Annotated in this window: 15 protein-coding genes; 14 read left to right on the forward strand and 1 reads right to left on the reverse strand. The window is 59.2% G+C overall.

Features of this window, described 5'->3' with window-relative positions; translation table 11 throughout:
- Nucleotides 1-52: 52 nt before the first annotated feature.
- The 14 genes from ACRXB1_RS04305 (at nt 53) to ACRXB1_RS04370 (ending at nt 14,375) form a co-directional block, all read left to right on the forward strand.
- Complete coding sequence (locus ACRXB1_RS04305) at nt 53-823, forward strand: ParA family protein (RefSeq protein WP_062170303.1); 771 nt, start codon at nt 53-55, stop codon at nt 821-823.
- A gap of 37 nt (nt 824-860) precedes the next feature.
- A complete protein-coding gene (locus tag ACRXB1_RS04310) occupies nt 861-1,790 on the forward strand; it encodes a ParB/RepB/Spo0J family partition protein (RefSeq protein ID WP_062168443.1) in 930 nt (309 codons plus the stop codon).
- A gap of 4 nt (nt 1,791-1,794) precedes the next feature.
- The gene (locus ACRXB1_RS04315; protein WP_449491208.1) at nt 1,795-2,934 is read left to right on the forward strand and encodes an SLC13 family permease; all 1,140 of its coding nucleotides are present in this window, start codon (nt 1,795-1,797) and stop codon (nt 2,932-2,934) included.
- A gap of 271 nt (nt 2,935-3,205) precedes the next feature.
- Nucleotides 3,206-3,817 (forward strand): ATP synthase subunit I, encoded by a 612-nt coding sequence (locus ACRXB1_RS04320; protein WP_449491209.1) that lies wholly within the window; start codon nt 3,206-3,208, stop codon nt 3,815-3,817.
- 183 nt (nt 3,818-4,000) lie between these two features.
- Nucleotides 4,001-4,852: a F0F1 ATP synthase subunit A gene (gene atpB, locus ACRXB1_RS04325; RefSeq protein WP_062168438.1), complete on the forward strand. Its 852-nt coding sequence runs from the start codon at nt 4,001-4,003 to the stop codon at nt 4,850-4,852.
- A 133-nt stretch (nt 4,853-4,985) separates the two neighbouring features.
- Nucleotides 4,986-5,258 carry a F0F1 ATP synthase subunit C gene (gene atpE, locus ACRXB1_RS04330; protein WP_047895197.1) on the forward strand — a complete coding sequence of 91 codons (273 nt, stop codon included), beginning with the start codon at nt 4,986-4,988 and terminating at the stop codon, nt 5,256-5,258.
- 135 nt (nt 5,259-5,393) lie between these two features.
- The gene (locus ACRXB1_RS04335; protein WP_056356289.1) at nt 5,394-5,864 is read left to right on the forward strand and encodes a F0F1 ATP synthase subunit B; all 471 of its coding nucleotides are present in this window, start codon (nt 5,394-5,396) and stop codon (nt 5,862-5,864) included.
- A gap of 2 nt (nt 5,865-5,866) precedes the next feature.
- Nucleotides 5,867-6,406, forward strand: coding sequence for a F0F1 ATP synthase subunit delta (locus tag ACRXB1_RS04340; RefSeq protein WP_062168436.1), 540 nt, complete (start codon nt 5,867-5,869; stop codon nt 6,404-6,406).
- Between the two features lie 47 nt (nt 6,407-6,453).
- The gene (atpA, locus tag ACRXB1_RS04345) at nt 6,454-7,995 is read left to right on the forward strand and encodes a F0F1 ATP synthase subunit alpha (RefSeq protein ID WP_062168434.1); all 1,542 of its coding nucleotides are present in this window, start codon (nt 6,454-6,456) and stop codon (nt 7,993-7,995) included.
- Between the two features lie 100 nt (nt 7,996-8,095).
- Entirely contained in the window at nt 8,096-8,998 is a 903-nt protein-coding gene (gene atpG / locus ACRXB1_RS04350; RefSeq protein WP_062168432.1) for a F0F1 ATP synthase subunit gamma, read from the forward strand.
- Nucleotides 8,999-9,064: 66 nt separating this feature from the next.
- Nucleotides 9,065-10,459, forward strand: a complete 1,395-nt coding sequence (gene atpD / locus ACRXB1_RS04355; RefSeq protein ID WP_056356281.1) for a F0F1 ATP synthase subunit beta — start codon at nt 9,065-9,067, stop codon at nt 10,457-10,459.
- A gap of 49 nt (nt 10,460-10,508) precedes the next feature.
- Entirely contained in the window at nt 10,509-10,934 is a 426-nt protein-coding gene (locus ACRXB1_RS04360; RefSeq protein ID WP_062168430.1) for a F0F1 ATP synthase subunit epsilon, read from the forward strand.
- A gap of 241 nt (nt 10,935-11,175) precedes the next feature.
- A complete protein-coding gene (locus tag ACRXB1_RS04365; RefSeq protein ID WP_449491210.1) occupies nt 11,176-12,906 on the forward strand; it encodes an AMP-binding protein in 1,731 nt (576 codons plus the stop codon).
- A 521-nt stretch (nt 12,907-13,427) separates the two neighbouring features.
- Complete coding sequence (locus ACRXB1_RS04370; RefSeq protein ID WP_449491211.1) at nt 13,428-14,375, forward strand: alpha/beta hydrolase; 948 nt, start codon at nt 13,428-13,430, stop codon at nt 14,373-14,375.
- Nucleotides 14,376-14,443: 68 nt separating this feature from the next.
- Here ACRXB1_RS04370 and ACRXB1_RS04375 read toward each other — a convergent pair.
- Nucleotides 14,444-15,165 (reverse strand): transporter substrate-binding domain-containing protein (locus tag ACRXB1_RS04375; protein WP_449491212.1); only part of this gene is annotated, 722 nt, incomplete at its 5' end.

Consider the following 15,165-nt stretch of genomic DNA (forward strand, 5'->3'; position numbering starts at 1 on the left):
CGACATCTCAAGCGAGCCTGAAGTCCAGGTAGCAAAGAAGGGACAAATCACGATGGCGAAGATATTCTGCGTCGCGAACCAGAAGGGCGGCGTTGGAAAAACGACCACCGCGGTCAATCTTGCTGCGAGCCTGGCGGCGCTCGACCAGCGGGTTTTGCTGATCGACCTTGATCCCCAGGGTAACGCGACGATGGGCAGCGGTATCGACAAAGCTGCCGTTGAAAACACCGTCTACGACGTGCTCGTGAACGGCGTCACGGTACGCGAAGCAAGCACGCGTACGGATGCCGTCAAATACGACGTCTTGCCCGCAAACCGCGAACTGGCCGGCGCGGAAGTTGAGTTGGTCGGCGTGGAAAACCGCGAACGCGTGCTGCGCCATGCACTCGCCGATGTCCAGGCCGACTACGACTTCATCCTCATCGATTGCCCGCCCGCTTTGTCGCTGCTGACGCTGAACGGGTTGTGCGCGGCGCACGGCGTTGTCATCCCGATGCAGTGCGAATACTTCGCTCTCGAAGGATTATCGGATCTGGTCAACACGATCAAGCAGGTTCACGCGAATCTGAACCGCGATCTGAAGGTCATCGGATTGTTGCGGGTGATGTTCGATCCACGCATCACGTTGCAGCAGCAAGTATCGGATCAACTGAAACAGCATTTCGGCGACAAGCTTTTTGACGTTGTCATTCCGCGAAATGTCCGTCTGGCCGAAGCGCCAAGCTATGGATTGCCGGGGGTCGTGTTCGACCGGGCATCGCGTGGGGCGCAGGCGTATATCCAGTTCGGCACGGAAATGATCGAGCGCGTTCGCGCGCTTTAATGGACGGATTGGGAAGATGGCAGAACGAGGAAGCAAGATGAACGCGACGATGAAAAAGAAGGGTCTGGGACGCGGGCTCGAAGCTCTGCTGGGCGGTAGTTCGGATATCACCGAGGCCGTGCGCAGCGAGGGCTTGCCGAGCGTGCTGCGCCTCGATTCCATGCAGGCCGGCAAGTACCAGCCGCGTACCCGCATGGACGAGGGCGCCCTCCAGGAGCTTGCTTCGAGCATCCGCTCGCAGGGCGTGATGCAGCCGATCCTCGTGCGTTCCATCGGCGATGACCGCTACGAAATCATCGCGGGCGAACGCCGTTTTCGCGCCGCGAAGTTGGCCGGCCTCGAAGAAGTGCCGGTGCTCGTGAAAAACGTGCCAGATCAGGCTGCTGCAGCAATGGCCTTGATCGAAAACATCCAGCGCGAGGATTTGAATCCGCTGGAAGAGGCGCAGGGCATCCAGCGTCTTCTCGATGACTTCAACTTTACGCACGAACAAGCCGCCGAGTCAGTCGGACGTTCGCGCAGCGCCGTGTCCAACCTGCTGCGTTTGCTCAACCTCGCGACGCCCGTCCAGACCATGCTGCTGGCAGGCGACCTGGACATGGGCCACGCCCGCGCGCTTCTCGCCGTCGATGCCGCCACGCAGATCCAGCTTGCCAATCAGGTGGTGAACAAGCGCATGTCGGTGCGTGAAACCGAGAAGCTGGTTTCGTCGACGACGAAGGAAGCGCCCGCGACCAAAGCGCGCCTTGCCAACGATGGCGGCCGCGATACGCGCCGCCTCGAGGAAGAATTGTCGGACCTGCTGTCGGCGAACGTCAAAATCAAGATGGGCGGGCGAGGGCGCGGCAAGCTGCAGATCGATTTCGGCGATCTCGATGCACTCGAAGGCATATTAGGGCGCTTGCGCACGGGCGTCGCGAACGACAAGGCGTCAGTGACAGACAGCGCATCGGCAACGCAAGCCTGACTCGATGCAACCGTCAGCGCACGCGAAACCTGCCCGGTTGAATCTGGTGGGGAAAGCATGGGCGCTGATCGCCGGCGAGCCGGTATTGGCAATCCTGATTGTCGCGTTGATCGCGCTCCAGGTTCTGCATCCCAAACCCTGGAGCGCTTTGCCGGCTTTGATCGACTGGCAGACCGTGCTGACGCTCGCCGGTTTGCTGATGCTCACGAAAGCAGTCGAACTCTCCGGTTTCCTGATGTGGATGGCGCACCGCGTGGTGCATCGAATACATGGTGAGCGCGGGCTTGCTTTCCTGCTGATCGGACTCGCTGCCGCGCTCTCCACCTTGCTCACCAACGATGTCGCCCTGTTCGCCGTCGTGCCGCTGACGCTGTCGCTGCATAAACTCGCGCCGCTTCCCATCAAGCGCCTGATCATCTTCATTGCGCTCGCCGTGAATGCCGGGTCGATCCTGACGCCGCTCGGCAATCCTCAAAACCTGTTCCTCTGGCAGACCAGCGGTGTCTCGTTCGGCGCGTTCGTGTGGGCGCTGTTGCCGTTGTGCGTGGCGCTCATGGCGATGCTTTACGCGCTCGCCGCGGTGATGTTCCGCAACCGTCCGCTCGACCTTTCCGGCGACAAGGAAGCACACACAGTCGATGTCTCCCTGTGCGCGGTTGCGGGCATTGCATTCATAGCGTTCGTCGTTCTCGCCGATGCCCACCACGCGGGCCTCGGCCTCGCCGCGGTCGCGATCGGCTTTCTATTGTGGCGGCGTCAGGTCGTGCTGAAGATCGACTGGTTGCTGCTGTTGATCTTCGTGCTGATGTTCATCGTCTTGCGCAGTGTCGCGGCGTTGCCCTGGGTGCATCACGCGATCGCAAGCCTCGGACTCGATACTCTGCTCAAGGCGTATGCGGCAGGTGCGGTGTTATCGCAGGGAATCAGCAACGTGCCTGCGGCGATCATGCTCGCCGAGTTCTCGAAGGACTGGCGGGCACTTGCGTTCGGTGTGAGCGTCGGCGGCTTTGGCATTGCCATTGGTTCCCTCGCGAATCTGATCGCGGTGCGTTTATCCGGCGAACGCGGCATGTGGGGACCGTTCCATCTCGTCTCGATCCCGTTCTGGATCGTCGCAGGAATAGTCGGCGCATGGCTTGTGTAGGCATCGTGAAGTCTCGTTGAACATCAACCTTTCAGTCCTGTCCCCGGTCGTTGTCCACACAAGCGAAATCTCTGATTTGAGACGTGTTTTTAAGGTGTATCCGGTTGTTTTTTGGTGACCCTAAGCTATTGAATCCGCGACAACAATCGCTTACAATCGCCCGGATTTAACAGCTTAGCGGCTCCGAAAGCGCAGCGTAAGTATGTTGCTCCTTCAGGCGACAAACCAACGGCAAATGCGCAGGTTGTGACTGACTTTAGTGAGATGTGTGATGGCGGTGCGAGAGCCGGATCGAGCGCCGGAAGGCGGAAATGATGGGCGCGTTTCAAGCCCTGCCGCAGATTTGACTGAACCTGGTTCAACCAGTTCAAATCCCACACCGGTTTCTTCAGGTCAGGCGCGCCACACGTCGAATCGTCCGTTCGACGATTCGTGGGACGCAGAAGCGAAAGATAACAATACTGTCCCGCTGACGCGGGCAGAGGCGGAGACGCTGTTTGGTCCCGAGGTGAGTCGTTCATCGCGTGTCACGCCGTTTAAGGTCGTGGCGGCGCAAATGGTTTTGTCCCTGGTTGCGACGTTGGTCTGGTGGCTGTTCTACAGCCCGCCGGGTATTGCTGTGCCGGGCGACGTGGCGCTGTCAGCGTTCCTGGGTGGCGCAATTTGCTGGGTGCCGAGCGCGTTGTTCGCAGCACGGCTGAAGGCGAAGAGCGGCGCTGAAACCATTGCGAGCTGGGTGATCGGCGAGGCCATGAAGATGGGCGCGACGATTGCGATGTTCGTCGCCATTGCGTACGGTTTCAAGAGCGTCCTGTGGATACCGCTGCTGGTCACGTATCTGATCGCGCTGAAGACGTACTGGATAGCAATGGCGTGGAAGTAGGTCGCGGCTGACGAACCTGACGTGCCAGGTAAGTGACGTAGTTACGGTAACAGAGCAGATTAATACGTGCGGATGCTTCATCTCCTGCACGCGGGCCCGTGCCCTGCCGATCGCCCTTGAATGGCGGCTGGAGGACCACACGGGCGGCGGAAGATTTTCGACAATTTGGGTGGCTTTAAAGTTATGGCAGCTAGCGAAGGAACGCACGCGATGGATCCGTCGGAGTACATCGCGCACCATTTGCAGAATCTCTCCACTTCTCAGCAGACGTCGATCTTCGATATCCACGTCTGGAATCTCGACACGCTGTTCTGGTCGATTCTTTGCGGCATTGTCACGATCATCATCCTCGGTCTGGCAGCGCGCAAAGCGACGTCCGGCGTGCCGGGACGTTTTCAATGCGCAATCGAGATGCTGGTCGAGATGGTCGAAGACCAGTCGAAGTCGATGATCCACGGTAGCCGCCGTTTCATCGCCCCGCTCGCGCTCACGGTGTTCGTGTGGGTTGCGCTCATGAATTCGCTCGACTTCATCCCGGTTGACCTGCCGACGCGCGTGATCGGCTGGCTCGGTCTGACCGAGACGTTCCCGCACATGCGCGTGGTCCCGACGGCCGACCTGAACGGCACGCTGGGTATCGCCATCGGCGTGTTCGTGCTGATGATCTACTACAACTTCAAGATCAAGGGCGTTGGCGGCTTCGTGCACGAACTGCTGTCCGCTCCGTTCGGTGCGCATCCGCTGCTGTGGATCCCGAACCTTGCACTGAACATCATCGAGTTCGTCGCCAAGACGGTTTCCCTCGGCATGCGGCTGTTCGGCAACATGTACGCAGGTGAACTGTTGTTCCTGCTGATCGCCCTGCTCGGCAGCATGTGGCACTTCGGCGCGGACGCTTCTGTCCTCGGCTTCCTGGGCCACGTGGTTGCAGGAACGGTCTGGGCGATCTTCCACATCCTGATCGTGCTGCTGCAGGCGTTCATTTTCATGATGCTGACGCTGGTGTACCTCGGCCAGGCGCATGACACGCACTAAGCAGGGAAGACTCACAGCAGGTCGGTAAATCGCTGCAGGACAACGCAGCGGAGAACCAAGAATCAGCAGAATCGTTTCGAGTTTCAATTTTTTATAAATCTAAGTTCCAAAGTCTTTTCACATAGGAGTAGTCATGAACGCTTTCATCGCCAACATCCAGGGTCTGACCGCCATCGGTATCGGCATCATCATCGGCCTGGGTGCAATCGGCGCCTGTATCGGTATCGGCCTGATGGGCGGCAAGTACATCGAAGCATGTGCTCGCCAGCCGGAACTGATGAACCCGCTGCAAACCAAGATGTTTCTCTTGGCTGGTCTGATTGACGCGGCGTTCCTGATCGGCGTTGGTGTGGCAATGCTGTTTGCGTTCGCAAACCCGCTGCTGTCGAAGCTCGCCGCAGGCTGAGTTTCCTCGGAAGTGTGCGCTTGAGCTTCGGCGTCAGGCGCAGGACGGAACGGGTGACGGCGCTTAATCGATGCAACCCTCGATCAAGCGCCTTGCCGTTTCACTCTCCGGATTAGCAACGTTTAAGGAAACACCGTGAATCTCAACGCAACCCTGTTTGCGCAAATGGTCGTGTTTCTGATCCTCGCGTGGTTCACGATGAAGTTCGTGTGGCCGCCGTTGATCAACGCCCTGGACGAGCGCTCGAAGAAGATCGCCGACGGCTTGTCAGCCGCCGAAAAGGGCAAGGCCGAACTCGAAGCCGCACATAAGCGCGTCGACCAGGAACTCGCGCAAGCCCGTAACGACGGCCAGCAGCGCATTGCAGACGCCGAAAAGCGTGCAGTGGCTGTCGCCGACGAAATCAAGGCTAACGCTCAGGCCGAAGCTGCGCGCATCATTGCACAAGCGAAAGCCGACGCAGAACAGCAAATCGTGAAAGCGCGTGAAGCATTGCGCGGCGAAGTCGCGGCATTGGCCGTGAAGGGCGCCGAGCAGATCCTGAAGCGCGAAGTCGATCAATCGGCTCACGCCGAGATGCTGAATCAACTCAAAACCGAGCTCTGATCATGGCCGAACTTGCAACCATCGCCCGACCGTACGCAGAAGCATTGTTCCGCGTGGCCGAAGCGGGTGAGCTCGCCGCCTGGTCTGACTTCGTCGAGGAGCTGGCTCAGGTTGCGCGTCTGCCTGAAGTGCTGTCCATCGCGACGAGCCCGAAAGTGAGCCGCGACCAGGTCAGCGAGCTGCTGTTGACGGCGGTGAAATCGCCGCTCGCCAAGCAGCCGGAGGCGAAGAACTTTGTGCAGATGCTGGTGGACAACCACCGGCTGACGCTGATGCCGGAAATTGCCGTGCAGTTCGACGAGCTGAAGAATTCCCGCGAAGGTGCGGCCGATGCGTTGATCGTAAGCGCATTCCCGCTGGAAGGCGCACAGTTGACCGACCTGCTCGCGAATCTCGAACGCAAGTTCCACTGCAAGCTGAAACCTACTGTTGAAGTCGACAAGTCGCTGATTGGCGGCGTGCGCGTGACGGTAGGCGACGAAGTACTCGATACCTCGGTCCGCGCGCGCCTCGCGAGCATGCAGACGGCGCTGTCCGCCTGACGCCTTTTGCGCCGGCGCGGTTAAGAATTGACTATCTGGAGTGACTAATGCAACTCAATCCCTCTGAGATCAGCGAGCTGATCAAGAGCCGGATCCAGGGCCTGGAAGCGAGCTCCGATGTTCGCAACCAAGGCACTGTGATTTCCGTGACCGACGGTATCGTGCGTATTCACGGTTTGTCGGACGTGATGCAGGGCGAAATGCTCGAATTCCCGGGCAACACCTTCGGCCTCGCGCTGAACCTCGAGCGCGATTCGGTTGGCGCCGTGATTTTGGGCGAATACGAACACATTTCGGAAGGCGACATCGTCAAGACGACGGGCCGCATTCTTGAAGTGCCGGTGGGTCCGGAACTGCTCGGCCGCGTGGTCGACGCTCTGGGCGTGCCTATCGACGGCAAGGGTCCGGTCAACGCAAAGATGACCGACGCTGTAGAAAAGATCGCGCCGGGCGTGATCTGGCGCAAGTCGGTTTCGGAGCCGGTTCAAACGGGTCTGAAATCCATCGACGCAATGGTGCCGGTTGGCCGTGGCCAGCGCGAGCTGATCATTGGCGACCGCCAGTGCGGCAAGACGGCTGTGGCCATTGACGCGATCATCAACCAGAAGGGCAAGAACCTCTTCTGTATCTATGTCGCGATCGGCCAGAAGGCATCGTCGATCATGAACGTGGTTCGCAAGCTGGAAGAAACCGGCGCGCTGGAATACACGATCGTGGTTGCGGCTTCGGCTTCGGAATCGGCCGCCATGCAATACCTGGCGCCGTATGCAGGCTGCACGATGGGCGAATACTTCCGCGATCGCGGTCAGGACGCGCTGATCGTGTATGACGATTTGACCAAGCAAGCCTGGGCGTATCGCCAGATTTCGCTGTTGCTGCGCCGTCCTCCGGGCCGTGAAGCGTATCCGGGTGACGTGTTCTACCTGCACTCGCGTCTGTTGGAACGTGCTGCTCGCGTGTCGGAAGACTACGTCGAGAAGTTCACGAATGGTGAAGTGAAGGGCAAGAGCGGTTCGCTGACGGCATTGCCGGTCATTGAAACGCAAGCCGGCGACGTGACCGCATTCGTTCCGACGAACGTGATCTCGATTACCGACGGCCAGATCTTCCTGGAAACCGACTTGTTCAACGCCGGTATTCGTCCTGCTATTAACGCGGGCGTGTCGGTGTCGCGAGTGGGTGGCGCCGCGCAGACCAAGGTCATCAAGAAGCTGTCGGGCGGTATTCGTACCGACTTGGCGCAGTATCGTGAGCTGGCGGCGTTCTCGCAGTTCGCATCGGACCTCGACGAAGCCACCCGCAAGCAACTGGAACGCGGCCGCCGCGTGACGGAACTGCTCAAGCAGCCGCAGTATCAGCCGCTGCAAGTGTGGGAACTGGCGATCGCGCTGTTTGCCGCGAACAATGGTTACCTCGACGATCTCGAAGTTGCTCAGGTCCTGCCGTTCGAAAAGGGTCTTCGCGACTACTTGAAGACGAAGCATGCGGACATGATCAAGCGCATCGAAGATAACAAGGACTTGTCGAAGGACGACGAAGGCGCATTGCATACCGCGCTCAAGGACTTCAAGAAGTCGGGCGCTTATTGATTTCGGTACTGATCTTCGGATTAAGTCGAAATTTGAAGCGGCGCGGGCCGCTTCTGGAACAAATGAAGCATCCCGCGCCGTTTCGATCGAGGAGTAAGCAATGGCTGGAATGAAGGAAATCCGCGGCAAGATCAAGAGCGTGCAAAACACGCGCAAGATCACCAAGGCTATGGAGATGGTGGCTGCGTCGAAAATGCGCCGCGCGCAGGAGCGTATGCGCGCAGCTCGCCCGTATGCCGACAAGATCCGCGAAGTCGCCGCGCACATGAGCGCTGCGACGCCTGAGTATCGCCATCCGTTCATGGTCGAGAACAAGGGCGCGAAAGCGGCCGGCATCATTCTCGTCACGACCGACAAAGGTCTGTGCGGCGGCATGAACACGAACATCCTTCGCGCTGCGCTCCTGAAGTTCAAGGAGCTGGAGCAGCAAGGCCAGACGATCGAAGCATCCGCGATCGGCAGCAAGGGTCTGGGCTTCCTGAACCGGCTGAAGGCCAAGACCGTGTCGCAAGTCACGCATCTGGGCGACACGCCGCATCTGGAAAAACTGATCGGCGCGATCAAGGTTCAGCTCGACCTGTATTCGGAAGGCAAGATCAGCGCGGTTTATCTGGCGTTCACCCGCTTCGTCAACACGATGAAGCAGGAAGCCGTGATCGAACAATTGCTGCCTTTGTCGGCAAGCGATTTCGCGCGCAAGGACGGCCTGGACAAGAACAGCGAAGCAGTCACGCCGACGACCTCGTGGGACTACATCTACGAGCCGGATGCGCAGACGGTTGTCGACGAACTGCTCGTGCGTTATGTCGAAGCGCTGGTGTATCAGGCCGTGGCGGAAAACATGGCATCGGAGCAATCGGCTCGCATGGTCGCCATGAAGGCCGCGTCGGATAACGCAAAGACGGTGATCGGCGAATTGCAGCTCGTATACAACAAGAGCCGGCAAGCAGCGATTACCAAGGAATTGTCAGAGATCGTCGGTGGCGCTGCAGCGGTCGGTTGATCGCCAGCGTCGAATCGAACTGCGCCTGTCGCGCGAGTGAAGAATCAAGTATCTAAAGGAAATGCGATGAGTACTACTGCTTTGGTAGAAGGCAAGATCGTACAGTGCATCGGCGCAGTTATCGACGTGGAATTCCCGCGTTCCGACATGCCGAGGATTTACGACGCGCTCGTTTTGGAAGGCTCGGAACTGACGCTTGAAGTCCAGCAACAACTGGGCGACGGCGTGGTCCGGACTATTTGTCTGGGTGCATCGGATGGATTGCGCCGCGGCACGATCGTGAAGAACACGGGCAAGCCCATCAGCGTGCCGGTCGGCAAGCCGACGCTTGGCCGCATCATGGACGTGCTGGGTCGTCCTATCGACGAAGCCGGTCCGATCAACACGGACGTCACGCGCGGGATTCACCAGAAGGCGCCGAAGTTCGACGAACTGTCGCCTTCGACCGAACTGCTTGAAACCGGCATCAAGGTTATTGACCTGATCTGCCCGTTTGCAAAGGGCGGCAAGGTTGGCCTGTTCGGCGGCGCCGGCGTGGGCAAGACCGTGAACATGATGGAACTGATCAACAACATCGCCAAAGAGCACGGCGGTTATTCCGTGTTTGCCGGTGTTGGCGAACGTACCCGCGAAGGGAACGACTTCTATCATGAAATGAAGGATTCGAACGTTCTGGACAAGGTCGCGCTGGTGTACGGCCAGATGAACGAGCCGCCGGGCAACCGTCTGCGCGTGGCGCTGACCGGCCTGACGATGGCCGAGCATTTCCGCGACGAAGGTCTGGACGTGCTGTTCTTCGTGGACAACATCTACCGTTTCACGCTGGCTGGTACGGAAGTGTCGGCTCTCTTGGGACGTATGCCGTCGGCAGTGGGTTATCAGCCTACGCTGGCTGAAGAAATGGGCCGTCTGCAAGAACGGATCACGTCGACGAAAACCGGCTCGATCACCTCGGTGCAAGCCGTGTACGTTCCTGCGGATGACTTGACCGACCCGTCGCCGGCGACCACCTTCGGTCACCTGGATGCAACCGTCGTGTTGTCGCGTGACATCGCTTCGCTGGGTATTTATCCGGCAGTGGACCCGCTCGATTCGACCTCGCGTCAGATCGACCCGAACGTGATTGGCGAAGAGCACTACGCTATCACGCGCGGTGTGCAGCAAACGCTGCAGCGCTACAAGGAATTGCGCGACATTATCGCGATTCTGGGCATGGACGAACTCGCGCCGGAAGACAAGCTCGCCGTTGCGCGCGCTCGTAAGATCCAGCGTTTCCTGTCGCAGCCGTTCCACGTCGCGGAAGTCTTCACGGGCTCGCCGGGCAAGTACGTGCCGCTGAAGGAAACCATCCGCGGCTTCAAGATGATCGTTGAAGGTGAGTGCGATCATCTGCCGGAGCAGGCGTTCTACATGGTCGGCACCATCGACGAAGCCTTTGAAAAGGCCAAGAAGATTCAATAAGGATGGCTGGGCGCGGGGATCGTAGACACCGCGTCCTATTGGAGTCGATATGGCAACTATTCAAGTAGACGTCGTCAGCGCGGAAGAGCAGATCTTCTCGGGCCGGGCGAAGTTCGTCGCGCTGCCGGGCGAAGCGGGTGAACTCGGCATCTTGCCGGGCCACACGCCGCTGATCACGCGGATTCGTCCGGGTGCGGTGCGCATCGAAGCGGAGAACGGCGAGGAAGAGTTCGTGTTCGTCGCGGGCGGGATTCTCGAGATTCAGCCAGGCGTGGTGACGGTTCTCGCCGACACCGCGATCCGTGGCCAGGATCTCGACGAAGCCAAGGCAATCGAAGCGAAAAAGCACGCGGAAGAAGCGCTGCAGAACACGGGATCGAACCTCGAATATGCAACCGCGCAAGCGGAACTCGCGTACGCGACGGCTCAGATCGCGGCGATCCAGCGCTTGCGGAAGATTCGCGGTCAGCATTAAGCGTTTCGCTGGTCTTGAGGTTTCAGGGAAAAGCAGCCTTCGGGCTGCTTTTTTTATTGCCGGCCGCGCTGTCCCTCTGCTCCCGCGCATTTCTGCATATCCGACACGCATATATTCACGGTGCGTTGCGGGTAACACTCAATGCCGTCCACAGTCCGCCCGATGCACAATCAGTCTTCCGAATGGCTTTCACGGCGCCATGCCGTGCAGCCTTCCACTTCACATGGAAGAGACCCTGGATATGGCTACCCCATCGACGCAAGCCGGGCCGCAGATCGAACCACTCGATGGCCTGTCCTATGTTCGCGGCTCGACAGAGATTGCGCTGAGCGACGCCACGGTTTCACGCTTTCTTCTCGATACCGTCGCGCGATTTCCGGATCGTCCGGCGGTGGTTTTCCGGGAGCAAAACATCCGCTGGACCTGGCGTGATTTCGCCAATGAAGTCGATGTCCTCGCGTCAGGCCTGTTGCAACTCGGCGTTGAAGCGGGTGACCGCGTGGGCATCTGGTCGCCGAACCGCGCCGAATGGTTGTTGACGCAATTCGCCACCGCGCGGATCGGCGCGATCCTGGTGAACATCAATCCGGCGTACCGGCTCGCCGAACTGGAGTACGCGCTGAACAAGGTCGGCTGCAAGGCGCTGATCGCGGCGGAACAGTTCAAGTCGTCGAAGTATCTTGAGATGCTTCAGGCGCTTGCGCCTGAACTCGAGACCGCCGAGCCTGGTTCATTAAACGCTACACGCTTCCCCGATCTGAAAGCCGTGATCCGCATGGGCGATGGCGCGACGCCCGGCATGCTGCGGTTTTCCGATGTCATGTCCCGCGGCCGCGATCGGCTGGACACGAAGCAACTCGATACCCTGGAATCGAAGCTCAGCGCATTCGATCCCATCAACATCCAGTTCACGAGCGGCACCACGGGCAATCCCAAGGGCGCCACGCTTACGCATCACAACGTGCTGAACAACGGCCGTTATATAGCGCATTCGATGCTGCTGACCGAGCAGGATTCGCTCTGCATTCCCGTGCCGCTCTACCACTGCTTCGGCATGGTGCTGGCGGTGCTGGCGTGTGTATCGGCGGGCACGACGATGGTTTTTCCGGGCGAAGCCTTCGATCCGGCAGCAACCCTCGCCGCCGTCGGTCAAGAACGCTGCACGGCGCTTCACGGCGTACCGACAATGTTTATCGCGGAGCTGGATCTTCCCGACTTCGACAAGTTCGACCTGAGCCGTTTGCGCACGGGGATCATGGCGGGTTCGCCGTGCCCTATCGAGACCATGAAGCGCGTGGTCGCGAAGATGAACCTGCGCGAGATCACCATCGCGTATGGGATGACCGAAACGAGTCCCGTGTCCTTCCAAAGCTCGACCACCGATCCCCTCGATAAACGCACGACCACCGTCGGCCAGATCCAGCCCCATCTGGAAGTGAAGCTCGTCAATCCGCTTGGCGAGATCGTCCCGGTCGGCGAGACGGGCGAACTCTGCACGCGCGGCTATTCGGTGATGAGAGGCTATTGGGGCGATGAAGCGAAGACGCGGGAGGCGATTATCGACGGCTGGATGCATACCGGCGATCTCGCCACGCTCGACGTGCAGGGGTATTGCAACATTGTTGGACGGTTGAAGGACATGCTGATTCGCGGCGGCGAGAACATCTATCCGCGCGAGATCGAAGAATTCTTGTTTCGCCATCCGAAGATTCAGTCAGCGCAAGTCTTCGGCGTTCCCGATAGTAAATACGGCGAAGAGGTCTGCGCGTGGATTATTCTCAGACAAGGGGAGTACGCAACGCCCGAAGATATCCGCGAGTTCTGCCAGGGACAAATTGCGCACTACAAGATCCCGCGGCACATTCGATTCGTAGACGAACTGCCGATGACCGTCACCGGCAAGATCCAGAAGTTCATCATGCGCGCCCAGATGATCGACGAGCTGAAGCTGTCTGAAGTGAAAACTGCTTGAAGAGCATGATTCAATACGAAAAAAACGGTTGCCGGAATAATCACGGCGACCATTTCATTCTTGCGCAAACGTTTGTCCAGACGAAAAAAAGCGGGCCTGGAGCCCGCTAAAAACCACACGCTACGGGGTTAGCGCGAGGAGACCAAAGGTGGGAAAGGGGCCGATTCCTGTTTTGTCGACCAACGAACCCAACAAACATGCCCCTGAAAACCGGGCTTCGGCGCTGTGCCGACCGATGAGCGCAGGTGAGTGGTGTTGCTCTTTTCCCACACTGCACTCGATCACATATGTGTTGAGACCGTTGAAGTGATTGTGGGCGAATAATCCGGGCGTCACCGTAACAAAGTGTTTCAGGTTGTAACCCTTGAACCGCAAGGCTGAGCGGGATTTCTCGTCGGCTTTTTGTCTGTGGAGATCGACTTTGCTTGTGCAGTTCACGGTTAAGCACAGTCCCATATTTTTAAGCACAATCAGAATCCCGTCGGCCAGATCGGGCGACGCAATGCATGGAGACAAGACGCATGACCATCGACGCAGACCTGCTCGCTTACTACGCAAAGGTCGCTGAAGCCTTCCCCCCACTCCCCGCCGATGCCGACGCACAGGCCATGCGGCAACGATTCCAGGACGTGGCGCGCAAGTTCGCAGCATCGCGTCCGGCCGGCGTCAAAGTGGAAAACATCGTGTTGCCGCTCGACGGACGTGATCTGGGGGCGCGGGTTTATCGGCCGGAGGAAGCCAGCGGGCCGTTGCCCCTCGTCGTTTATTTCCACGGCGGTGGCTGGGTACTCGGCGATCTCGACACGCACGACCTGATGGTCGCGCGCCTCGCGCTGGATTCGAATTGCGCGGTGGTGAGCGTGGACTATCGGCTTGCGCCCGAATTTGCGTTCCCAACGCCTGTGAACGACGCGCTCGATGCACTGCTGTGGCTGGCCGAGCATCGGTCGCGGCTGGGCTTCGCGACGAACCGTCTGGGCGTGGCCGGAGATAGCGCCGGAGGTCACCTCGCGGCCGTCGCGGCGCGTGCGGCGAACGACCGTGTGGCGGGTCTGGTGACTGCGCAACTGCTGATCTATCCGGTCGCGCGATGCCGCTTCGAAGGCGGCAGCTTTACGGCAAATGCCGAAGGGCCGGGCCTCAGCACGGAAGAGATGAAGTGGTACTGGGCGCAGTTCCTGACCAGCCAACCGCCCGCCGATGACGATGTCCGCGCGTTCCCCCTCGCCGAGTCATATGACCGGACACCGGCACGGGCGTTGATTGTGGGCGCTGCATACGATCCGCTGTACGACGACGCGCACGAATTCGCGCGTTTTCTGGAGGCCAATGGCGGCCGCGTCGAGGTGATCGATGCGAAAGACATGACCCACGGCTTTGGCCGGATCCAGGCGCACTCGAAATCCGCTGAAGCGTGGATGAGAAAAACGGCCATGCGCCTCGGTGAATTGTTACACGCACCGCGTTGACTTTTTGCCGGTCAGCGCCATTGGATTACGCGGCGCTTACGCACAGATTCGTAAGCGTCGATTTAGCTTCACTTAAGCCATTTATCGAAGATGGACTGGTACTCACCCGTCGATCGCGACAAATGCAGCCATTGATCCACGTATTGCTGGAACACCACATCTCCGCGTGGTAGCAGATACGCTTTCTCCGCGAACTGGAAGGGCTTGTCCGGATGCACTGAACATAATCCGGGATTGAGCTTTTGCTGGAGCAGCGTTTCGGAGGCATCGGTGACCATGACGTCGGCGCGGCCATCGAGGATCTCCTTGAAGATCGTCACGTTGTCCGGGTACTCGATCAATTGCGAATGTGTCAGGAATTGCTTCGCGTATTTCTCGTTCGTGCCCCCGGGATTCACGATCGTGCGCACACCCGGCTGATCGATCTGTTCAACGGTCTGGTATTTGTCGGCATCGGCGCAGCGGACGATTGGCGTCTTGCCATCGACCATGTAGGGCTGCGTGAAAAACGCATGCTTCTGGCGCTCCAGCGTGACCGAAACCCCGCCGACAGCAATGTCGCACTTCGCCGTGAAATCGCTCATCAGGTTTGACCACGATGTCTTCACGAACTCCGGCTTGACGTTCAGGGAACGCGCCAGGTTCTGCACCATGTCGATATCGATGCCTTCGAACTGTCCGTCCGGCCGCAGGAACGAATGCGGCTTGTAGTCGCCCGTGGTGCAGATGCGCAGCGTGCCGCGTGCGAGAATTTCATCGAGCCGGGAAGCCGGCGCCGCAGTTGCCGGCA

The organism is Caballeronia sp. M23-90, from assembly GCF_053574605.1.

Excerpts from the sequence above, each read along its gene's own strand:
- ACRXB1_RS04305 (WP_062170303.1), top strand. The coding sequence starts at position 53 with ATGGCGAAGATATTCTGCGTCGCGAACCAGAAGGGCGGCGTTGGAAAA.
- ACRXB1_RS04310 (WP_062168443.1), top strand. The coding sequence starts at position 861 with ATGAACGCGACGATGAAAAAGAAGGGTCTGGGACGCGGGCTCGAAGCT.
- ACRXB1_RS04315 (WP_449491208.1), top strand. The coding sequence starts at position 1,795 with ATGCAACCGTCAGCGCACGCGAAACCTGCCCGGTTGAATCTGGTGGGG.
- ACRXB1_RS04320 (WP_449491209.1), top strand. The coding sequence starts at position 3,206 with ATGGCGGTGCGAGAGCCGGATCGAGCGCCGGAAGGCGGAAATGATGGG.
- atpB (WP_062168438.1), top strand. The coding sequence starts at position 4,001 with ATGGCAGCTAGCGAAGGAACGCACGCGATGGATCCGTCGGAGTACATC.
- atpE (WP_047895197.1), top strand. The coding sequence starts at position 4,986 with ATGAACGCTTTCATCGCCAACATCCAGGGTCTGACCGCCATCGGTATC.
- ACRXB1_RS04340 (WP_062168436.1), top strand. The coding sequence starts at position 5,867 with ATGGCCGAACTTGCAACCATCGCCCGACCGTACGCAGAAGCATTGTTC.
- atpA (WP_062168434.1), top strand. The coding sequence starts at position 6,454 with ATGCAACTCAATCCCTCTGAGATCAGCGAGCTGATCAAGAGCCGGATC.
- atpG (WP_062168432.1), top strand. The coding sequence starts at position 8,096 with ATGGCTGGAATGAAGGAAATCCGCGGCAAGATCAAGAGCGTGCAAAAC.
- atpD (WP_056356281.1), top strand. The coding sequence starts at position 9,065 with ATGAGTACTACTGCTTTGGTAGAAGGCAAGATCGTACAGTGCATCGGC.
- ACRXB1_RS04360 (WP_062168430.1), top strand. The coding sequence starts at position 10,509 with ATGGCAACTATTCAAGTAGACGTCGTCAGCGCGGAAGAGCAGATCTTC.
- ACRXB1_RS04365 (WP_449491210.1), top strand. The coding sequence starts at position 11,176 with ATGGCTACCCCATCGACGCAAGCCGGGCCGCAGATCGAACCACTCGAT.
- ACRXB1_RS04370 (WP_449491211.1), top strand. The coding sequence starts at position 13,428 with ATGACCATCGACGCAGACCTGCTCGCTTACTACGCAAAGGTCGCTGAA.